The sequence below is a fragment of the Citromicrobium sp. JLT1363 genome (assembly GCF_000186705.1).
Lineage (GTDB): Bacteria > Pseudomonadota > Alphaproteobacteria > Sphingomonadales > Sphingomonadaceae > Alteriqipengyuania.
This window is the reverse complement of the sequence record NZ_AEUE01000001.1, coordinates 59,648-81,604: the sequence shown is the minus strand read 5'-3', so window position 1 is coordinate 81,604 and position 21,957 is coordinate 59,648. Positions and strand designations below refer to the sequence as shown.

Here is a 21,957-nt window from a genome sequence, read left to right as displayed (position 1 = left end):
CTTTCGAATGGTTCGGACAGTCCAGGAGAGGGAATGGAGGGATCAGAAATGCGCGCGCGCGCCGACCGTCCAGGTGCGCGGCGCGCCGCGATAGCTGTCGGGTTCCTCGTATTTCTCGTCGAAGGCGTTGCGCAGATTGGCGAACAGCTCGAACGCTTCGGTCAGCCTGTAACGGGCCGAGAAGTTGACCAGATCGTAGCCCGGCACGGTTCCGTTGCCGAGATAGCCGCCACCGGCCCCGAAATCGCTGCCCGGGGCGTAGATCACGTCCTCCCGCACGCCACGGCGGAAATAGTCGGCTGATAGCGCGAGCCGTTCGACAGGGCTTACCGTCAGGCTTGCGGTCCAGCCATGCTTGGGACGGCGCAGCAAGCGCTCTCCGGTTGTGTCGTTGAAGGCGTTGGTGCGCGTATAGTTGACCTGCAGATCGACGATCTCTGCGGCCTGGGCGTTGAGCCCCAGTTCGAAACCGTCAATCTTGGCGCGCCCGACATTGATGTTCGCCAGCAGCGCGTAGTCATATTCGATGAGGTCTTGGATCGTGGTGTCGAAATAGGTGGCCGTCAGACCCAGCCAGCCCGCCGCCCCGATGCCGACACCCGCATCCAGCCCGACTTCGAACGATTCGCCATGTTCGGGCTTCAGGTCTGGGTTGCCCACATTGTAAGCGCTTTCGGCGAAGCGTTCGCTCAAGCTCGGCGCCTTGAACGAGGTGCCGTAAGAGATGTAGGCGCGCCCGCCGATTTCCGGCAGGTCGAGCACCGCACCGGCGTTCCAGGTGGTGACCGCGTCGAAGAATTCCGGATCGTCATGGCGAAGCGATCCGCTGAGTTCGACCCGCTCCGCAAGTGCCAGCTGCGCCAGCCCGTAAAAGCCGGTCAGCGCTTCCGATCGCGCGAGTGGATCGTTGTAGCCGCCGGCCGTGGTGATCTTTTCTTTCTGCCATTCGATCCCGGCAGACAGAGAGCCCGACACGGTTTCGGACGGTGTCAGTTCGATCCGGTTGCGCCATGCGGCGAAGGTCCGCAGGCCCGTGGCTTCCGAATCCGGGCCGCCAAACTCATTGTTGACGTCCGGCCTGTCCCACTCGCTCCGCTTGTTGTCGGCCTGCCCGAACTCGAGATCGCCCTGATACTGTCCGTTCATGGCGGTCAGTCGAGGGGCGATGCGCCAGAGGAAGTATCGGTCCTTCCCACCCCGACCGATGCGGTCCAGCGCGGCGTCGTCGAAATCGCTTTCCGCCTCGCGGTAACGCGCCAGACCACGAATCGTGAGACCCTTGGTCACCGCGAGCTCGCCATTGCCCGTTACCGTTACAAAGTTGCTGCCATCGCGTTCGCCCAGATTATCGGAGATGCGGTCGGCCACGTTGTTGAAACCGCCGGTCTCGAAGTATTCGGCGGTGAGACCATAGGAGAAGGCCCCCATGGTACCGCGCGCTCCGGCGAGACCGCGATAGGTATCCAGGTTCCCGGCAGCCACTTCGGCATAGGCGATGATGGGGCGTGCGCCGCCGATGCGGGGAATGAAGTTGATGACACCGCCGATCGCGTCGGAACCATAGACGGCTGAGGCGGGGCCGCGCAGGACCTCAATTCGCTCAAGATCGCCCAGCGTATCCGAGCCGAAATTGAACTGGCCGTTGGGCGTGGACGCATCGTTCAGCCGGATTCCGTCATACAGGGCCAGCGTGTGCTTGGAATTGGTGCCGCGGGAAAAGACCGAAGTGAGCGAGCCTGCACCGCCGCTCTGGACAACGCTCAAGCCGGGGACCGATTTCAGGGCGTCTGCGGCCGTCACAAGGCCCTTCAGTTCGATATCCTCCCGGGTGACCACATCGACGCGGGCAGGGATACTCTCCGCACTGCTGGAACTGCGCGTAGCCGTAACCACGATCTCGTTCGCGTCCTGCGGAGCGACTTGATCCTCGGCAAGGGCCGGCGAGGCCATGAACAATGGAAGCGGAAGAGCGAGTATCGTGGAGATGTAACGTTGAGAAGTCATAGCGGGAGCGCCTCGTCGTTCGATTTCGAACCGGCCCTAGGATCGCTACATGACTGCTTCATCACGGAACGATAACGCTCCCAAGTCGCCCGCGAATGGAAACGTATGTTCGCCGGCCCCTTCGGCACAGGGCTTGGCCAGGCCGCGCCGGTGGACGTCCATCGTTCGGGAGTTGCGAAACAGAAAGGGGCTTACCCAGTCCGAGCTTGCCAGCCAGCTGGGCGTGACGCAGGCATCCGTTTCGCGGTGGGAAAACGGGAGTGATCTGCCTTCGGTCCGGCTGCGCAAGACGATGCGGGAAATGATGCGGGTATCGAGTTCATCCGATGTCGCACAGCAGATCAAGGCGAGGCTTCGCTACACTCCCAATCCCGTGAGTCTGGTCGGAAATGGCGCGCGCTTTCTGGATTTCAGTCCGAGCTTTGCCTCTGAAACGGGCACGGAACCGGGGCGCCTGCGCGGGGCCACCATTTACGGACAGTTCGGTGAGATCGTCGATGAGACCACGCAATTGTGGGAACGGAGCGGGATATTCAGCGGAGAAGTGGCCATGACGCTGACCGTCCTTTCCCTGCAGGGTCCTGGCGGAGCATCCGTTTTCCTGAAGAACTTCGACACGCCACATCTGCTCGACAGCGATGAGGTGATCACGATTTGCGAGACGCGCAGGATAACGAAGTCCGACTACGATCAGCATCTTGCCCAATACGGCCGACCGGTGTTTTTCCTATCCTATGACGAGATAGCTGATTGAGCTGGTGGGCCCTCTTGGCGTGCGCCGTTGGGGCTCGCCCGGGACCTTGCCCAACTTGCTGTTTTATAAGGAAAAACTGGCGCACCCGACAGGATTCGAACCTGTGGCCTCTGCCTTCGGAGGGCAGCGCCTATTGCCGTAAACGGCGAAAAACCGAGGTTTCTGCTTTTCCAATACGCGGAACAATACGGGAATACAACGTGAATATCGACTAACTTAACTGGAGATTCACCGAAGAACCGGAGCGTCAAAAAGCTCCGGCCCTAACTTCTCCAGAGCCCTTTTACGCGTCCTCCAATCGGGCATTTTTTCAGTAAGGTGAGCGATGAAGGCCGGTCCATGATCGCCATATCCAACGTGCGCGAGCTCGTGAACAACTACGTAATCGATCAGCGGTGGCGAGACCTGCACGAGTGATCGGTTGAGAATCAACGTATGGGTCGCCGAGATGTAGGAACCCCAGCGCATCTTGATCGGCCTGATGAGAAGTTTAGGCCTTCGCTCTACCTCGTTGCGGAAAACCGGCAGGCATCTTTCGAGCGCGGCAGGCAAGTGCTGTCGAGCCTCCTTCATATACCATCTAATCAAGCGGTTGCGGATGCGATCAGCTTCGTTCGGTCGGATGGCACCCACCATTATGCGCGACCCTTCGCGCACCACACCCACCCTGTCTGGATCCACTCGCAGCCGATACTGCTGGCCGAGATGAAGGAATGTCTCACCTGGCTTGAACTGCCTCGGAGTTGCCTCAACACTCCTAGTCGAGAACTCGGCCTGCTTATCGAGGATCCAGCCAGCTTTTTTTCGAACGCGGCTTTCGATGTCGGCGAAATCCGCCTTCTCGGGTGCGCTGACCACAACCGCTTGATCGGGCGAAACCGAGATTCCCATGGTCTTCCGCTGCGAGCGACGCAGCTGGAAACGTATCAGTTCCCCACCAATCTCGATTGCGTGCTGTTCCATTGATTAGCGAGCCGCCTGCCGTTTCGCGATAGCGATGGCGGCGTCCATCAGGCTGTCCATCGCTTCGACAGACAAACCGTAAAGGCCTCGCGCGCCCTTGATGTGGTCGAACAGATAGTCGTCCATATCCTGCCGCATTGCGTTTTCGGCATTCAGATCGGTCGTCCAACCGACCCGTTTGTGGCGCTCAATGATCGACGCAAATTCGACAGCGACCTCTTCGGAAATCTCGGTAGACTGCTCGCCTGCCAACTCTTCAACCGCATCACACGCTTGACCGTAGATGGCACTGCCCAGTGGATCTCCACGAAGAGATGGCGGGGTCTCCTCCGTTTTCGCCCGCGATCCCTCGACGACCTGGTCCCGGATTTCGTGTGCCTTGCTCAGATAGTCTTTCTCGCTAAGGCGCCCCTCGCGAAACCCGTCGATGATGTCCTGCACCATTTTTGCGAAGCGCCGATACATCGCCGGGTCTTCGTCCATCCGCTCAGTGATGGAGCGCTGAGTGGCAGAGGTAATAGCATCGGCAACGCTAGCCGCCGTGCCAGTCTGCTCCTCTACGGTGCGCTTGAAATTGGCTTCATCGAAGATGTCGACCGGCGGCACGATCGCCACCAGCTCCGTCGCATCAATATGCTTGTCGAGCAGCGCCCGGATCGACGCCTGATAGCGCTTGTAGTCGTAGTCCTCTTCGGCGTCGCCATACCGCAGGCGCACCGCGCGGCGCAGCGCCTCGAAGCGTTTGAGGTCCTGCTTGTAGTTCGCGATCACCCGGGACTCGGTGTTCTCCACGAACTGGTCGGAGCCGAAGGCCGTCTGGAGCGTGCGGGCAAAATCGGACAGTCGATCATAGAAGCGCTTCCTGCGAAGTTCGTCACGCAGGTGAAGCGCATAGGCTTCCGGATCGTAGTGATTGCCGACCCCCTTGAAGAGGTCGAGCAGAGCCGCGTGCTTGTCCGGTAAGGTGTCGACCTCCTCACGGATCGACACCAGAGCCTGCGCCACGTCGCCCTCGTCGTATCCCTCGAACGCGCTGTAAGCGGTCAGCGCTTGGTCGAGATCCTCGAGGATGCCGACGTAATCGATGATACGGCCGTGCTCCTTGTCATAAAGCGCGTCGCCATCCTCGTCCTTCTCCTCGCTTGAGAACAGGCGATTTACGCGCGCGATTGCCTGCAGCAGCTTATGATCCCGCAGGTTCTTGGCAATGTAGAGCGTCTGGTTGCGCGGCGCATCGAAGCCGGTGAGCAGCTTGTCGACGACGATCAAAACATCCGCCCCCACGCCATTCTTGAAGGCGCGGATGGTGTCTTCCTCGTATTTGGCCAAGGGCTGCTTCGCTTCGACCTTCTTTATGAAGGACTGCACGATATCGTCGTCATCGTCGCCGACATCCTCGTGGCCGTCACGGTCGTCGCTTTTCGAGATGATGACTGCGCTTTCGACGATGCCGATCTCCTCGAGCATCTTGTGCAACAGCACCGCCTCACGCTTGAAGGGGGCGACGAGCTGCGCCTTGTAGGGCGTGCCCAACATCGTTCGCTCGAAATCCTCGCTCACGTCCTGGGCGACTTCGTTCAGCCAGGGCTCCACGCCCTGAACGACCTGCGCCCGGGCGATGCGCTTCTTCAGGTCGGCCTTCTGACCGTCCGTCAGATTGCGGGTCTTGCGCTCGAACCATTTATCGAGGTTCGCCTGCTGCGCCTCCATCTCGACGTGGCGGCCTTCGTAGAGCAGCGGAACCACCGCCTTGTCCGCCACGGCCTGGTCGATCTTGTAATCGTGGATCAGCCCGCCGAAGCGGTCGAAGGTGCTTTTCTCGCGCTTCAGAAGCGGGGTGCCGGTGAAGCCGATATAGGCCGCACCGGGCAGCACCTTCCGCATCTGGCGGTGCAGGCTGTCGATATCCTTCACCGTCTGGCTGCGATGGCTTTCGTCCACCAGCACAAAAATGTCGGTATCTGGATCGGTAAAGCTGCCCGCCGAAGCCAGCCCCGCCTTGAACTTGTGGATCAGCGTCGTGATGACGGGCCGCTTGTCCTTCAGCATGCGGATCAGGTCGCTGCCCCGCGTTGCCTGCTGCGGTTGCTTGCCCGCATTGCGAAAAGTCTGCGTAAGCTGCCGATCGAGATCGACGCGGTCTGTCACCAGCACGAAGCGCGCCTTGCCGAACTCGCGCTCGATGGCGCCGGCCAGCATCACCATCGTCAACGATTTGCCCGAACCCTGCGTATGCCAGATCACGCCACCTTTGCGGTGGCCATCATCGTCGTGCTGACGAACCCGTTCGAGCGAACGGCGCACGCCGAAATACTGCTGATAGCGCGCGACCTTCTTCACGCCGTTGTCGAATAGCGTGTAGCCGCGGACGATATCGAGCAGCCGGTCGGGGCGACAAAGGCTAATAAGCAGGCGGTCAAGTTGGTTTGGCAGCCGCCCGCCCGCGCCCGGATCCATCAGGCCGTCATGCGTCCGGCGGTGGCGGTCGAAATCGATCCAGATCTTCGATGCTTCGTCAGGGTCCAGCCCGGCGTTGACGATACGCTCGACCTGGCTGTCGGCGATTTCCTCTTCGCGCCAGAGCGACCAGACCTTCGACGGCGTGCCACTGGTGGCGTAGCGCGGATCGCTGTCGTTGGCGGCGATCAGCATCTGGGAGACGGTGAATAGGCGCGGGATCTCGTCCGGCGCCTGGTTACGCAATTGCTGGCTGATGCCCTGCTGGGTTTCGATGGCGGAGCATTTCACCTCGATGACCACCAGAGGGATACCATTGACGAACAGGACGATGTCGGGCCGCCGCGTATCCTCGCGCCGCTCGCGGCGGATGGGAAACTCGGCGGTCATGTGGAACAGGTTGTTCTCGGGATTGTCCCAGTCGATGAACTTGAGCTGCCGCCCGCGCTTCTCGCCATCGACTTCGACGTCGACACTTTCGCCGAGCTTGAGCAGGTTCGTGACCCGCTCGTTGGCGGGCATCAGGCCGATGGCGCGATCACTGGCCGCTTCCTTCAGCTTCTCGATCAGCTCGCGCGCCGCCTCCTCCGGCACAGGATGGGTTTTTCCGCGCTGGCGGATGCGGTTGATTGCCACCATGCGCTCGGCAAGCACGTCCTCGAGGATGACCTGCTCCAGCCGCCCACGCCGCTGCGCTTCTCCTTCAGCCCGGCTGACATAGCGCCAGCCCAGCCGCGCCAGGGTCATGACGGCGGGCAGTTGCACGCCGCCTTCTTCGCTGGTGGAGAAGCGGGGGGAGCTCATTCTGGCATCTCGATCGGATCTTCAGTAGATAGAAGTTTCCGCCTTATCGCCTGCTTCTGCTGCCGAAGGGCATGCACCTCACTTTGCTTCAGCGCGATTTCCGCCTCGAGCGATTGTAGATAATTTGCAATCCGAGCTTGCTGCGCTTCATCGGGGACTGGAATTTGAATCTGCGAAATCGTGTCTAAAGTGAGCCCAAATCGTATCGCACCGTTGGCTCTCTTAGCGAACTCATGCCTTATCGAGGGCACGCGCATTGCTTGCGCAACATAGGCTCCGTTGTAACCCGGTTTTGTTCGCGCAAGCGCCAGATGATAGCCACACACTACGTTTGGCATTGTTTCTGCCACGTAGGCGACTTCGGCAATTTCTTCGGCGGTTTCCGAGTCCTTCGTAAAGATGAAGTCGCCTTGCTTTAGTGAGAAGCGTTTTACTTCCTTCTCGCCTGCTGTCCCAGCGTCATAAGATAGCCCAGAAGCAAGGTTATCGTGCCGCCAAATATGGGTGTAATTGCAAAGTTGAATCTTTCTCTCAGCGTGATCGATTTTCTTATCAACGCCACTGAACGATATCGTCGCCAACTTCGTCAGGCGGATCAAATCGCCTGTAATAAGTTTCTTGCGGGCAGCGCTTAATCGTTTGCGGCACAGTGATACTGACCTATTCAATTCGGAAATTGCAGAATCCCAAGCATCAAGAATATCGGCAATTTTTTGTTGCTGAGCACGGCTTGGCCAGCAAACGGGGATTTTGAGAAATTCCGCGGGATATAAGCGCAACCGGTCCTCAGTAAGGCCATAAGAATACGCCCAGAGCATGTAGAGGCCACGATCGGATTTGAACCAGTGCTTTGCGAAGCGGGGGTCCACTGTATCCTTCGGCCGCATGACACCATAGGCTGGACTGACATTCGCTGCTTGAACCGCGAGGCCTAATGCTCCCTGCCACATCCGCATCATGTTGTAGGCAATATCACCGGGCTCAATGAGTAAATGCTCTTCGTCCTTTAGCGCGCTATCCGTTTTGCGATCTAGTGCGTCGCGACGGACAAGGCCATCGCGCATGGTGACCGACATCAGCGGCAAGCCTGCGCGGCCCTTGCGCTTGCTGTGCGTGAAATAATGCGAGAGCTTCGAGGGTGCATCAGCCATTGCCGCCCCCCTTCTTCCGCTGCGCACCGATCTGCTTCACCGCCTGCGTCGCTTCGAGGAAATGCCGTTCGACAGCGCTTGGCGCTTCGATGGCGCGGGTGTGCCACTTGTCGTATTCGGCGTCGGCCTTCTTCTTGGCGAGCTTCGCCGAGATGCGACCGGCATTCGTCAGAATTTCGCGGTCGGACAGGGAGAGGAATTGGTCGAGCTTCGCGATCCAGTCCTTCATATACATCGGCTTGCGGTTCTCCGCCTGCAGTTCGGCAAATTCAAGATAAGCCGTGACTATTCGGTTGAGCGCCTGGATCTCGTCTTCCTCGAGATAGTTCTTCGCGACCCTCGCATCGTCCTTGCGCGGCAGATTGCCTTGCGCCTCGCCCGGCCAGCTGGTGAGGCCCATGTGGTCCTTCTGCGCATCGGCACGGGCGTGGATCACCTCGGCTGCGGTGTGGCCGTGCGCCGCCCAGTGCATCTTGTTCTGCACCGTCTGGAAGAAGGTCTGGCTGGTCTCCGCCTTCGGGTCGTAATCAACGCTGAGCGCGTAGATATCGAGCACCTTGCGGTAGAACACCTTCTCCGACGAACGGATGTCGCGGATGCGGGCGAGCAGCTCGTCGAAATAATCGGCCTCAGGGTCCTTCAGCCGCTCGTCATCCATGACGAAGCCCTTGACCAGATACTCCGAAAGAGCATCCGCCGCCCATCGACGGAACTGCGCGCCGCGAGGGCTGCGCACGCGGAAACCAACGCCAAGGATGATGGGGAGGCTGTAGTGCGCAATCGAGCGCTTTACCTCGCGTCCACCCTCGGTTCGAACTTGTAAGTAATCGTTACAAGTTGCCTCCTCGTCGTATTCCTCGTCCTCGTAAATTGCCCTGATATGCTGGGTCACCGCCTGAGGCGTCACCTGGTAAAGATCCGCGATCTCAGCCTGGCTAAGCCAGACATCGCCGTCTCGCGCCTGAAGCCGGATGACCGTCACGCCATCCTCGGTCTGATACTGGATCAGCTCTCCATTGGATTTACGGTCCGCCATCAGAGGACGCCCAGCTCCTTGAGGTAGCCGTTCATCTTCTGGCGCGTCTCGGCAAGTTCCTTCTCCAGCTCCTCGATCTCGGCCTGCACCGCCGCGATATCGATCTCCTCCTCGGGCTCAAAGGTATCGACGTAGCGCGGAATGTTGAGATTGTAGCCGTTCTCGGCGATCTGCTCGCGCGTGACCACGTTGGCATAGCGATCAACAAACTTACGCGCGCGCCACGTGTCGACGATCTTGTTCAGGTGATCCTTCGACAGCTCGTTCTGCTTCTTACCCGGCACAAACTCGCGGCTGGCATCGATGAAGAAGACATCATCGGCATCCTCGCGGGCCCCGCCCTTTTCACGCGCGCGGTCGAAGATCACCATGCAGACCGGGATGCCGGTCGAGGGGAAGAGTTGGGCGGGAAGGCCGACCACCCCGTCGAGAAGGTTCTCCTCGATCAGCGCCTGCCTGATCTTGCCTTCGGCCCCGCTGCGGAACAGCACTCCATGCGGGGCAATGACCGCCACGCGGCCTTCGCGCGGCTTGGCGCTCTCGACCATGTGGCTGATGAACGCGTAATCGCCGCGGGACTTCGGCGGCACGCCGCGATGATAGCGGTTAAAGCGATCATCGCCCGCGACCTCATGCCCCCATTTCTTCAGCGAAAAGGGCGGGTTGGCGATTACCCGGTCGAACCGCATCAGCGCATCGCCGTTCACGAACTTCGGATTGGTGAGCGTATCGCCCCATTCAATCCGCGCATTGTCGAGCCCGTGGAGAAACATGTTCATCCGCGCCAGCGCTTGGGTCTGGTTTGTCGCCTCCTGCCCGAAGACCTGAGCATCGGCCTCGCTCGCGTGATCCTTACCCTCGACCCCGGCAACATACTCCGCCGCGCGAACCAGCAAAGTGGACGAACCGCACGCTGGATCGAGGATCTTGTTACCCGGCTGCGGATCGGCCAGCCGCACCAGCAATTCCGAAACCTTGCGCGGCGTGAAGAACTCGCCGGCCTTCTTGCCCGCGTCCGACGCGAAGCGGGAGATCAGGTAGATGTAGGTCTCGCCGATTACGTCCTCGGCATTGTCCTCGCCACCGAAGCGTGAGGGCGAAAAATCGAGCGCTGGACGCGCGAAGTTGTCGAAAAGGTCCTTGATGCGGCGATTACGGTCCGCCGTCTCGCCAAGGTTGTTGCGGCTGTTGTAGTCTGTCTCGCTCAGCACGCCTTCCAGCTTTGCGATGTTGGCCTGCTCGATAGCCTCCAGTGCCACATTGACCTGCTCGCCCATATTGTCGGCGTTCCGGTTCGGATAGAGATCGTGGAAGCTCGCCCCGTCCGGGATCTGGAACCGGAACCGGGAAAGGCGGCGCGCCACGCGTTCGCTGTCTCCGTCATACTGCGCCGCCGCCGCCTTCCGTTCGTCGGCCCACAGGTCGCTCAGGAACTTCCAGAACAGGAAGACCAGGATATAATCCTTGTATGCGGCAGGATCGATCGTCCCGCGGAACGTATCGCAGGCATCCCACGCTGCCTTGTTGACATCCGATTGCTTAATTGCAGTCACGACTAATCCTCTCGTCCTGCGCCACCCACAAATTGCGCGGCAGCCTGGGTCATCATTTCTTCGAATACGATCTCTCGGCGATCCGTTATTTCACGCTCAATCTTCGTCGCCTGCCGCCCAGCCACGCCGGCGCGGACGAACAGGTCGGCCGAACGCGGGGTGAAATGCGGAACCTGAAATTTCCGGAGCGCTGGCAGCGGGAGCCTGAACGCGTGACTGCCAACTCGATGCACTGACAGAAGTCGCTGGGTGCTCTCGAGATTGAACCAAAACGACAGCGCGAGCGCGTTCATCTGATCTGGATGGCGCAGCCTGATGACAGCCACATCAAGCGAGGCATAAACGGGCCGGCCTTCAAACCTCGCTGCCATGAAGACCGACGAGCCGTTCCGCTTGCCACGCAGCGAGATGAGTATGTCCGAATCCTTCAGGCGCGCATCATCACCAGCAATCGCAACCTCACCAAGCTCCGTATCGATAAGCACCTTGGCACCAACGTCACCTACGACCACGGCAAGAGCGCCGCCGCCGGATCGGTCGACTGCGACGCCGCTGTTGATCAGCGCAATAGAATCAAGGGAGCAAGTTTTCTCCATGGATCGTCGATCTAGACAATCTAACCCTGATGTCAATGGATTAGCGATCCAGCTAAAAAACGGTCCGTGTATTCGCGAATTATTGCGTTAGGATTCGGCTGGAAGGAGCCGGCTGGTGTCTGGAGTTGCGCAGGATTGAAGTCGCGGCACGGCGAGCCGGCTAAGGGGGCTAAGGGGCCAAGATTCTTGATCTGGTCCGGGCAGGGAATCAAAACCTACGCCTCGCTACGCTCGTTGAGAGAGGTGAACACCTCATTCTCATCCCCCCTACGAGACGCTACTGCTGGTTCGCCTTTGCTAGCCCTACGTCACACCCACTCGCAGTCCAAGTCACACGAAACGCAAACTCAGTTACCGTGCTTGTTCCGCCAAGGCGGACAGTCAACGGAAAATGCACGGCAGCCTTCGCGGTCTCGATAAGGGCATCGCGGACTGGTCGATTCAAGTTGCAAACCAGTCATTTTACAAAATTGGCTTGCCCACACACCTATGCCCGATGTTACTATCCCTGGTGGCGCTATTTCATATTGCTTTCGGCGCTGAGCGTGGTTCGTATCGATATTCCTTCAATCGTCGCCGTGCCCGTTTAAGCCCATCCTCAGTGAAGAGGGGATGCCAGCGCTGGTCTTCGATGACCAAAGCTTCGACAGTCAGGTCCAGACGTTCTCGAATGCAGAGGGCAGTATAACCATCTGAGGGCTTTGCTGCGTTGATGAGGGCCTTCGCGGTTCGCCGCCCGTTGGTGTCAGAGAGCATTTGGAGAAACATCGTTGCGTTGTAGCCGGCCTCATCCTTCGCGCGCCGATAGACCTCGAACATCGCTAGATCGAACTGCCTTTCCAGCTTCTCCAGATTGGTCATTTCGTTACCCCCGCAGAGGTTTCGTAAAAGGCGTTCACCACACATGACCAACGTGCACTCATGACGCCGTCAACACCTCGACCCAAATCCCATACTACGCGGTCTCCATTCTCCAGCTTGGCCCTGACGAAGCGATCATGCAGATCGCCAGTCGATCGCCGGGATTTCTGGGCTAAATGAAGGGATACGGAAGGGAACATGCGGTTCCAGCGCTCTTCGAGGTCTCGGCGCTGCTCTGGCGTGCTTTCTGGCGTGCGCGATTGCACCGAGTCTGCATCAAAAGCGATGATTTGGACGGCCGTTAGTTCAGAAGCGAGGCACTCGAACCGACTGATGAAGTTGATTAGGCGCCCACGCGCCAGCTCGTTTGCACAGCAATAGGGATCCTGGATTTCGAGCCAATCTATTCGTGCATCGCGAGCGTATTGTTCGAAGATAGTCCAGTCTCGCTGCCCGTATTGCTCGAAGACAACCCGTTGAACCGAGGTTGCGCGCGCCTCTGCTGCTTCAACCGGCGTGCCCAGGGACAGGATGGGGCGGCGAGTTTGCTCCCCAGCGTCGATAGGGCGGACATTTTCTGCGGCCTTGGGCGGTGCCGAAGGCGCTGCTTCTTCCGAGGAATGACTCGATGGGGATTTCTTGTCTGTATCGTTGGTGGCTGCCTCAGCCTCATCATCCTCGGTCGGATTTTCGAGCGGGTCGGGAATCTTGCCATAACCTGCTGGTTCATTGATCTCTGACGCCATTGGTGAATCAGAGGACGCCTCAGGCTCTTGATCGCCGACCTCTTGCCGATCATTTTCTCCATCCGCCTCAATCTCTCTGGGGATGCCTGGCAAGCTGCTCGCATCCTGCTGTCCTGACGAGCGGCCATTGAGCACGCCGGAAAGCAGGTCCTCCACATCACAGTCGCTTTCCGGTGGCATGAGCAGCCCCCGGCTCAAGGAGCGCTTGCGCTCCATCAGTTCATCGAGACGTTCGTCAAAGCTCGAGGGCCCAATTGCCTCATCCGGATGGACAGCCATCGGGATGTGGATGGTCACTGGTCTGGTCTGTCCGATCCGGTAGGCCCGGTCGGTCGCCTGGTCTTCGACCGCTGGGTTCCACCACCGGGAAAGATGGATCACATTGTTTGCGGCGGTGATTGTCAGTCCAACACCGCCCGCTTTCGGCGATAGAATGAGAACGTCGAAAGGTGCCGGCGAACTTTGAAACCGGGTGACCATCTCCTGGCGCTTATGGCCAGCCACTTTGCCGCTAATGCACATCGGTCGTTGACTAAGCGAAAAGCGTTCTTGGATCGCTGTTGCGAGAAATGCCTGCATCTCAAGATCTTCGCAGAAAAGGAGTGCCTTCTCGCCGCGTTCCTTGACCTCTTCGAGGATATCGAAGGTCTTTTGCAATCGCGCAGATTGCCCGATGTATTCATCGATATCCGTGACACCACGCGGCGGCGAGGGGTGGAGCGATGTTCCCCGCAGCATGTGGAGGACCTTGAGCATCGCTCCCTGCTCACCGCTTTCCCGCAGTGCTCGGGCCCTAGCAAGCACAAGGTCGTAAGCCTGAGCTTGTGCCACCGGCATCTTGACCGAATATTTGCGCGAACTTTTCTCAGGGAGGCCCGTGAGTATCTCGTCCTTCATGCGGCGAAGCATAAAGGGTGGCAATTCTCCGTCTCGTTCGGTCAGACGGCTTTGCAGATCGCGAAGTCGATCGAGATCGTTCGGCGGGAAGCTGTTCTCGAACTCTCGGCTAGACCCCAAAAAGCCCGGATACACCGTATCCGCGATCGACCATAGATCCTGCAATCGGTTCTCGACTGGGGTGCCAGTCATTGCGACTTGAATTCTCCCGTTCAACGCCTTCGCCGCGCGGGTCATTTGGCTGGCAGGATTTTTCAGCTTTTGAATTTCATCGTAGACGATTGCCGCGAAGGGAATACGCGCGAAGCTCATGTGATAGTCACGCATCGTCTCATAGGTCGTCAGCACGATACCGGCGTCGGTCCATTCGGACGCGTCGAGTCGCGATGTTCCACCGCGGATATCGCTCCCGGCTTCAAGACGAAAATTTCGCAGATTCGCGCCAAACGCTTCTACAACCGGCCCCAAAAGACCAGAATCAATATGCTGCGAAATTTCGGCTTGCCAGTTTCGCAGCAGCCCTGCTGGTGCGATGATCAGAACGGGCTTCCGCTGCGATGATCGCTGGCGCACCCACAGCAAGAACATCAGCGCTTGGAAGGTCTTCCCGAGCCCCATATCGTCGGCGAGCAAAACTCCCGGTAGTCGCCGTTCCCAAGCTTCTGCAAACCAGGCGAACGCTTGCACCTGATGAGGCTTGGGATTTGACCTCATACCGTTCGGGAGCTCGGGAGGCTCAAAAGACGTCACTCCGGTACTCGGACGAGGCAGGCGCGCATAATCTAGTTGCTCGAAATTCTCACCGACCTGAAGGAAGAAGATTTCAGCAGTCTCTGTCGGTGGTAGCTCGAACTCTGCGCGCTCTTCGCGAACCCAGCTTATCTCGTCTTCAAGGTTCGCAATTGCGCGGGCAGCCTGAAGTGTTGCCGGAGTAGCCGGGATTTCTTCAGCAGCCCAGCTTACTGTTTCTTTACATGCATCGATCGCCATCTCGACATCGTCGGCAAGTTTTTCGGCTTCGCCAGGCGCTAGTTGAACGTGGCGCGCATTGGGTGGATCTCCGATCCGTAGGCCAAATCCTTCTGGCAGCCAGCTGTTTGGTTTGGGTTTGATCCAGGGAAGGACCGGCTTTTGCCAGACCTCGATCCCACTGACCCGCTCGGAGAATTGCTGTGTCTCGATGAAGAGGCAATCAGCGGCTTCGTCGTCGCCACTCGCGTCTAGCTTGAGCTCTTCTCGAAGGACACGCTGCGGGGAACGCAGAAATTCGCGCTTCTCTCGGGAGGTGCCCACTTGCTTTGCGCGCACAATGTCGAGAGCTTTGCCCAGCATCGGGTCGAGAAAAAGGAGCGTCCCGTCTGAAAGCAGATAGCTTCGCCGCCCGCCCTCCTGGCCTCGGAACCTACGCTGAAAATGCTGATTGTCCTGGGGGGTAAGCAGCGACGCTTCTTCTTCGTCGACCAGATCACCCTCAGCGCTCTCGCTTGCGTTCTTGGAGAAGAGGACTGGGTCGAAGTCGAAACGTCCATGGTCGGTCTTTGCGTTGAGCGAAAAATTGGCGGCATAAGCAATCCGGACACGGTCGAGAAAGCCATCCGCCTCAATCCCGGTGCCGATATCGTCTCCGAGCTTCGAACGAAGCTCGGCAAAGAAAGCACGGCGCTGATCGGGATCACCCGCCGCGTTGACTGCGAGTGCGGACTGGAAGGCCGAGTAGATCGGCTCGGGAATTCGTCCGACACGCCCGCCGTCTCGAAGACGCGCGCCAGCGATGTCGGCTCGAACCGGCAGGCCACCGCGGCGAACCCATTTCGTATCGACTTTGATTGTTCCTTCAGCGAGCGAACCCCCTGAGTTGAGCTGAAGGGTCATCGACGTGGCTGGCGGAAGACCGAGTGCGAATGCGTCGGCCTCATCGAGCCGTGCAACGATCTGCGGTGGAAGGACTATGCCCTCCGCCTCTTCGCTTATCTGACCATCATCATCGAGAGCTCGAGCCAGCGCCAGAGCGGCTTGGCCAGCTTCGGGGGCTACTCTAGGCCACTCCGGGACGGGCACGATTTCGCTCGATGCTCGCCGGAAAAGCCCGCCCGGCTGTTCGCGGAGAAGTGCAATCGTCTCGCCACCGTCCTCGTTCTGTGTGGCAATGAACTTGGTCGTTACCATCGATCATTCCAGTTGCGGCCACGGCCTCTCCCGAAATGGGGATGCGCGATTGATGTCCGGCGATGGATGATACCGGCGAACTTGCCTTCCCATCCAGGACTTGCAGGGACGTGAGACTCATATTCGAAATCCGACCGTCCACTGGTGGTCCGCAGCTTCCCGCCGTCGTAGACCTTTACGTAGAGTTTCGGTGCTCCGGGATCGGTGTCACTCCAGAAACGGCAAGATCCGTTATCGCTCCATTCTGATATGCGCAGATCGCCTATCTGCATGATAATAGATGACGACGAAGCAGCCCCCCCCCGAATGATGCCATATTCCGGGCGTTCACCACTTTGACGAATGAGATCCTCGATCCTGTTGCGCGCCCGGATCCCCAAAGCGGGCCATGCATCGCTGACGAGGCCCTCATCGAGGTATGCCATCCAGAATTTCTCGCGCTGTGCCCACTGATCGGGCCGATCCGTGGTTTTTGCAATGGCGCGGAAGAACTCGCGCATCGCGACCTCGGTAAGCCAGCGCTTGAACACCTGAGTGACCTCGCGCGCACGTTCTCCACCGATCGACTCGGCGAGTGATCGCACGATCCTGTCCCACCGGGTGCGCTGGAGACGCGGATCACCCACCTGATCGAGCAGAAACTCGGAAATTGCCTTTCGATGCTCGGGTTCGGGTTTGGTCCTGATCCAGGGCTCTAGCAGGCTGCGGACAACCAGTTCCAACTGTCCTGCCTGCGCTTCTGTATCAAACATACGCAAGATACTGCGCTGCGGGCCGATTGCTTCTGCAGGCTGAAGCTCTGCGGTCGCTTTGCAGGTTTCGGCAAAAGTTGCCTGACCAAACCCGGTTGCCGCAAGGTTTGCGCCAAGGCCCGTCTCGCGCATCAAGAAGGAAATGCCATCCGCGTCGCGCGCAACAAAATCGCGTGCCACTTTGGTTGGTCCTATCTGCGGCCTGAACAGATCCCACCTTGCTCCACGCCCGCGCCACGCCCAGTCATGCCGACCGGCGGCCCGGGAGGCAGCTCCTGCAAGCATCGGCATGATCGAGCGTTCCGTTGGGAAATAGGTAAGGTAGCCATTGATCACGGCCTGGTCGGAACTGCGCCGATGGTCGACTTCGGCCCGTTCTAGCGCCGCAACGCCCAGGTCATCGAACTCCGGGTCGCACCATGCTCCGCGCAGAACCCTGTTGAGTTGAAACCGCGGCAAGCCGTTTGCACCCGTATCGGCCGCGCCTCGCAGGAATGGCTTAAGTTCGATGACGGGCTCTGCTTCGCCCACACATGCATCAAGCTTGGCTAATTGTCGCTGCAACTCGGGCTGTGTCGTCGGAGGTTTCGCCAGTCCGGTGGATGCCAAGGCATCCATTCTTGCAATTGCAGACCGCAGCGAACTCATTGCTCCTGACTCAATATGTCGCGGTCGAGGCCTGCGCTTGGCGTCGTCATCAGGAAGCGCAAGTCGATCCGACGATTACGCTTCTTGGCTTCTTCGGAATCGCCACGATCAACAGGACGGTCAGGACCGTAACCACTCAGACTTAGGATTGGCGCCGCGCCGTCCTCTACCGCCGGTCTATTAAGAAAGCCGCGAAGGGCCGGTTGGTTGCGCTGGAGCATGGTGAAAGTTGTTTCTGCCCGGCGCACAGAAAGTCCATAGTTGTTGATGCCGCCAGACATCACGTCAGAGTCCGTGTGCCCCTCGACAAAGACAGCGTCGATCAAGTGGGGTGAGCGTTCGCCTTCGCAAAGATCGGAAGCGGTATAACAAGGCAGGACTTCGACCATGGCGTTGGCAACTTTGCTGATGGCAGCCTGCCCCCTCTCCGTCAGTTCCCATTGGCCTTTGTCGAACAGGACGTCGTCGGGGAGCCTCAGAACTCCGGTCTTGGTGTCGATTTCCACTTTGAGCCCTCGGTCTTTCAGGGACTGCTGCAGATCGTTGAGGATCTCGGCGCGGGTCCTGTTAGCGCCTGTCAGCTCCTCGGTTTTCGTCTGCAGATTGAGGGCAAAGTAGGCCAACAGGATAATGAAGATAAGAAGCAGGCCGACCATCATGTCCGTCATGGACATAAAATAGCTTTCGCCCTCCTCAGGCGGCTTCCGGCGGACCACGCCTTCCATTATTCAGCGGCTTCCCTGTTCTGGTTGGCAAGGATGCCAGCAAGTTCCTCGACGGTATCCCGCAAGGTCGTGAGAGGTTCGAGAGCGCCGGCGAGCTGCGCCACCCCATCGCCCAGCGCTTTGTCGATCTGGCCGACCCGCTCGTTGAGGTTCGAAGCATGGTTGCCCGCAGCGTCAGAAATCTTCTCGATCGCATCGCCTAGAGCTCTGTCCACGTCTTCGAAACGAGCGCGATATTCAGACCATGCGGAGGAGGCGGCAGTCGCGGTCTCGTTTAGCGCTGCGGCAAGTTGGCGCATCTCGTCGCGTGCACTTTCGGACGACTGCGCATTGTTTGAAACGATAGATTCAACGGATTTGACTGCTTCAGCGATGGAAGCTGCCGACTGACGGACAGGGGCCGTAGCCGCCTCGACGTCGTTGGCCACCGTTCCGAAAGCAGAAGCGAGATCACTTGATCGCGCTGCTACTTGCTCAATCGCACGCGCGTGATCTCCGATGGCGCTTTGCGCACTGGAAAGGCCATCCGCAGACGACGAGATGGCTTCACCTGCATCTTTCATGCTGCCAACCAGCGGTTGGCCGGTCTGATTGAACCGTTCAACGAACTGTGAGAAAGATTTTTCCATTGCTTCTTGGCCGATCCGGGCCGCGTCATTCGCGGCCTGTGCAGACGCTTCACCCATCTCGCTCGCAGCAGAGGCGAGACCGGATTTCATCTCGTCGAGTGTATTCCCGAGATTGCTCAGCAGTTCGTCCATCCGCTTCCTCGCAAGTTCGCTGGCCTGCTCATTTTCTTCCCGCATGCGGTCAGCAACAACGCCGAAGTTACGACTAAGCTCCCCAAACGCTGAACGCATTTCTTCCGAGGCTTGACCGAAGCGTCTGACAGCTTCTTCGATTTGGCGATCAGCTTCACCGCTCTGTTTTTCGATCCGTTCAGACATCGAAGCCATGGAATGTGTCATCGCGCCAATGGCATCCGCCAGCCCGGCCATTTCAGCGCCAGCGCTTGAAGCGATCGCGTCGCGGACGGCTTCACCGCCACCGCCGCTGATCTTGTCTATGCCCTGCTGGATCGATCCGAGATGGGTGATCATGGGAGCCATCTGCTTCTCCAAAGCGCCATCGAGGGCGGCAGCAAGCTGCTCTGAGAAGGCACGGAGTGCCGGCGTTTGTTCTTTAAGTTGTTCAAGCTGATCGCTCGCAATACGTTGCGGTGGCAGATAAGCCATCCCATGCTCGAGCTTGTCGCAGAGCATGGATAATCCGTCATTGATCCGCTTGCCGAACCGGTAGTCATAGGAACGAAGAATGATGGAGGCCACGATGCCTCCCACCGAAGCCCAGAACTTTGCTCCAGCGACCTTCATCAAGTCATTGAGCCGCTCCTGCATCGCGTCGACACCGCCGCTGAAATCAAGTGTCGAAAGGGCTGCGATGATGCCCAGGAAAGTGATTAGAAGTCCCAGTGCGATGAATATATTGGCAAACCAGTTCAACCCACGATGGCGGTCACCTAAATTAACGAAGAAGTGTTCGGGGCGAGCGGAGTTCTGAAGAACCTCTGCCGAGGGATCGACAATCGTTTCGCGATACTCCTCCCAAGTTCTACGCAGAGGCAGCGCCTCCGAACCGTTCGCCTCCATCATTTGCTCATCAATGTCATTGAACCTGCGCGCAAACTCGAGGCGCGCCTGGTCTACATCGGCGGTGCTGCCGCCCGTTATCTCATCGAGAAGGCGAACGCGCGCATAGATCGCGCCCGCAAGTGGGGCGTGATATTTGCGCCTGTAATGGTAGGCGATCACGAGCGCAGCGCCGATTAGCACAATCGCCAAGAAAGCCGCCATCGCATCGCCGATGATTGGTATTTCTGTGAAGAAATAGATGAGCCCGTGACCGAGCCATTCCGTAATTTTCATGCAACCCCCAGAAGCATTCGAACGTGCCAGGCTTTTGCGACCTGCAGCGTTCGCAGACCGAGCCTACGGACGACAACCGGCATGAATAGCTCCGCACGAGCTAAACCCTATCGAAACCGAGAGTGTGCGCCAAGGCAGGTCGCAGCAACTTCATGATTTTTTTGGGACTTGAGCTTGGCTTGTCGAGTTCTGTGGTCATTGTAGTTGAACCTAGGCGATATCCTCAGAATAATTCCTCCGGACACTCCCAAGTATTCCCAGACGAGATTTCGATTAGATAGGACTTTTCGGCCACGTGCAGGCGAATGCCGCTATAGAGCGTCTCGACCTTATCGACGATGATGTCCCCGCCAAATGGGAGATCAGCCAGTTCTGAAACAGGCTTCCCGCTCATCGCAGTTTACGCCGTGATCCTGTCCTGATGTTCGGGTGCGGTGTGGAGCAGGTGTCGCTGTCAGATCAGTCGCGCTTGCTTTGGCCGCCCCATCATTGTCATCGATTGAGCAACCCTTGCTGATTTCGTGGCTGTTCGTGTTGATCTAGCTGGCATGGGTTTCGTCGTATTCGCAATCGTTTATGGGGCCGATCCGCACGGTAGTTTGGAAAGCAGAGTTGGCTGACGGTTTCGATGATGAGGAGATGACCCCGGAGCTTCGGCTGCAGGGAGCCCGTGACTGGGCGGAATCGGTGCAGGCGCGGTTCGCGGAGCGGTATTCGGGCCTGCTGGCCCGCGAGACGAACGCGGCCCCTCTGCACATCCGCGACGATCACCTGCGCAAGATGCGCGACGCGGTCGAGGGCGCCGGTGGCGAAATGATGGGCGAGTTCGACGCGATGCTCACGAGGCCCGCCTCCGCCAAGGTCGGTGAATACGACGAGCCGCGGACGCGCGAGCTGATCCAGCAGATCGTCGACCAAGTGTCGGAGACGATGGCGCTGGCCGCCCTGGAACCGGGCGGCCGTAAGCTCCTCGTCTCGTCGGTGCCATCGGGCCTCGTCAACGCCTTCTGCTGTGCGAACACCTGGGACGACGAGTATCATCATGTGTTCGTCGATTCCGAGCTCTTCATCTTCTGCGCTTCGCTCGCCAAGATCGTGGCCACCTGCTTCACGCGAGGCGTGGTGAAGGACGGTGCGATCGTCTTCGAGGATCGGCGGATCGTCTCGAACGCCAAAGCCCCCGACATCGCGCGACGCATCGAGGACATGTTCGCCGCGATGGTCTTCCTGGGCACCGTCCGCGCGAGCGAGCCGTGGATCCCTGAAGCCGGCGCGTTGACACTCTACATCCCCCTGAACGTCGCGATGGAGCGCTTCGTGATCGCGCACGAGCTCTCTCATCTTATGCTCGGTCACCTTGAGACTGCGTCGGAGAGCGTGGGCGTCAGGGACGATGCTTTCGGGGATACCGAGGCGACGATCTTCTCCCATGAGGCGGAGTTCGAGGCGGACGCCGCAGGAGCGGTTCTCGCGACAGAGACCGCGGTGCGCCTCGGATACTCGAACGCCCTGACCAGTGTCGCTCCCTACATCTTTCTCAAGGGCATCGAGGTGGTGGACGCCTGTCAGTCGCTCCATAAGCGTGAGACTGGAGGCATCGATTCCACGCATCCAAGCTCCAAGGATCGGCTGCATTCGATCCGGGCCGTCATGGATCGGCACATGTCGCGGAAGGATCCGGATGGGAACCTTCCGATCGTTCTGCAGCGCATCGATCAGCTATTCTACTGGATCAGGCAGCAGGCGGTGGCTGGCATCGTGAAGCGATCTGCGATCGGCATGACCCCGCGCGAGCGCGAGGACCTGCGCCTGTTTGAACGTGACAATCCGCCCAGCATCCTAGGGCTTCGGGTCGACCCCGGCAGGATCGAGGCGGTCGGTGATGAAATGTCCAACCGGATCAGCCGCTAGGAGTATAG

14 protein-coding genes are annotated in these 21,957 nt (G+C 59.0%); 2 read left to right on the top strand and 12 right to left on the bottom strand.

All coding sequences use genetic code 11. The features are described from left to right. Nucleotides 1-42: 42 nt before the first annotated feature. Nucleotides 43-1,950: a TonB-dependent receptor domain-containing protein gene (locus ADAD_RS0100435; protein WP_010407986.1), complete on the bottom strand. Its 1,908-nt coding sequence runs from the start codon at nucleotides 1,948-1,950 to the stop codon at nucleotides 43-45. 103 nt (nucleotides 1,951-2,053) lie between these two features. On the opposite strand from ADAD_RS0100435, the gene ADAD_RS16245 reads away from it, so the two are divergent. Next, nucleotides 2,054-2,758, top strand: coding sequence for a helix-turn-helix transcriptional regulator (locus tag ADAD_RS16245; protein WP_083825525.1), 705 nt, complete (start codon nucleotides 2,054-2,056; stop codon nucleotides 2,756-2,758). A 228-nt stretch (nucleotides 2,759-2,986) separates the two neighbouring features. Here the strand turns inward: ADAD_RS16245 and ADAD_RS0100420 are convergent, their stop codons facing one another. The 11 genes from ADAD_RS0100420 to zorA all read right to left on the bottom strand — a co-directional run bounded on the left by ADAD_RS0100420 (nucleotide 2,987) and on the right by zorA (nucleotide 20,038). After that, the gene (locus ADAD_RS0100420; RefSeq protein ID WP_010407983.1) at nucleotides 2,987-3,721 is read right to left on the bottom strand and encodes a M48 family metallopeptidase; all 735 of its coding nucleotides are present in this window, start codon (nucleotides 3,719-3,721) and stop codon (nucleotides 2,987-2,989) included. A gap of 3 nt (nucleotides 3,722-3,724) precedes the next feature. Further along, nucleotides 3,725-6,982: a type I restriction endonuclease subunit R gene (locus tag ADAD_RS0100415; protein ID WP_010407981.1), complete on the bottom strand. Its 3,258-nt coding sequence runs from the start codon at nucleotides 6,980-6,982 to the stop codon at nucleotides 3,725-3,727. Continuing rightward, nucleotides 6,979-8,133 (bottom strand): restriction endonuclease subunit S, encoded by a 1,155-nt coding sequence (locus ADAD_RS16240; protein WP_029139793.1) that lies wholly within the window; start codon nucleotides 8,131-8,133, stop codon nucleotides 6,979-6,981. Before ADAD_RS16240 ends, ADAD_RS0100415 begins: the two co-directional genes overlap by 4 nt. Then, nucleotides 8,126-9,169, bottom strand: a complete 1,044-nt coding sequence (locus tag ADAD_RS0100405) for a virulence RhuM family protein (protein WP_010407977.1) — start codon at nucleotides 9,167-9,169, stop codon at nucleotides 8,126-8,128. Before ADAD_RS0100405 ends, ADAD_RS16240 begins: the two co-directional genes overlap by 8 nt. Continuing rightward, nucleotides 9,169-10,722: a type I restriction-modification system subunit M gene (locus tag ADAD_RS0100400; RefSeq protein WP_010407975.1), complete on the bottom strand. Its 1,554-nt coding sequence runs from the start codon at nucleotides 10,720-10,722 to the stop codon at nucleotides 9,169-9,171. The genes ADAD_RS0100405 and ADAD_RS0100400 overlap by 1 nt, the downstream gene beginning before the upstream one ends. A 2-nt stretch (nucleotides 10,723-10,724) precedes the next feature. Continuing rightward, a complete protein-coding gene (locus ADAD_RS0100395) occupies nucleotides 10,725-11,318 on the bottom strand; it encodes a hypothetical protein (protein WP_010407973.1) in 594 nt (197 codons plus the stop codon). 522 nt (nucleotides 11,319-11,840) lie between these two features. After that, nucleotides 11,841-12,179, bottom strand: a complete 339-nt coding sequence (locus tag ADAD_RS0100390) for a hypothetical protein (RefSeq protein ID WP_010407971.1) — start codon at nucleotides 12,177-12,179, stop codon at nucleotides 11,841-11,843. Beyond that, complete coding sequence (locus ADAD_RS0100385; RefSeq protein WP_010407969.1) at nucleotides 12,176-15,988, bottom strand: DEAD/DEAH box helicase; 3,813 nt, start codon at nucleotides 15,986-15,988, stop codon at nucleotides 12,176-12,178. Before ADAD_RS0100385 ends, ADAD_RS0100390 begins: the two co-directional genes overlap by 4 nt. Then, nucleotides 15,982-17,388: an EH signature domain-containing protein gene (locus ADAD_RS0100380; protein WP_029139792.1), complete on the bottom strand. Its 1,407-nt coding sequence runs from the start codon at nucleotides 17,386-17,388 to the stop codon at nucleotides 15,982-15,984. Before ADAD_RS0100380 ends, ADAD_RS0100385 begins: the two co-directional genes overlap by 7 nt. After that, the gene (locus ADAD_RS0100375; protein WP_010407965.1) at nucleotides 17,385-18,113 is read right to left on the bottom strand and encodes an OmpA/MotB family protein; all 729 of its coding nucleotides are present in this window, start codon (nucleotides 18,111-18,113) and stop codon (nucleotides 17,385-17,387) included. The genes ADAD_RS0100380 and ADAD_RS0100375 overlap by 4 nt, the downstream gene beginning before the upstream one ends. After that, nucleotides 18,113-20,038, bottom strand: a complete 1,926-nt coding sequence (zorA, locus tag ADAD_RS0100370) for an anti-phage ZorAB system protein ZorA (RefSeq protein WP_010407962.1) — start codon at nucleotides 20,036-20,038, stop codon at nucleotides 18,113-18,115. Before zorA ends, ADAD_RS0100375 begins: the two co-directional genes overlap by 1 nt. A gap of 612 nt (nucleotides 20,039-20,650) precedes the next feature. Between zorA and ADAD_RS0100360 the strand changes: the two genes are divergently transcribed. Continuing rightward, nucleotides 20,651-21,949: a hypothetical protein gene (locus ADAD_RS0100360; RefSeq protein WP_139020285.1), complete on the top strand. Its 1,299-nt coding sequence runs from the start codon at nucleotides 20,651-20,653 to the stop codon at nucleotides 21,947-21,949. Nucleotides 21,950-21,957 lie beyond the last annotated feature (8 nt).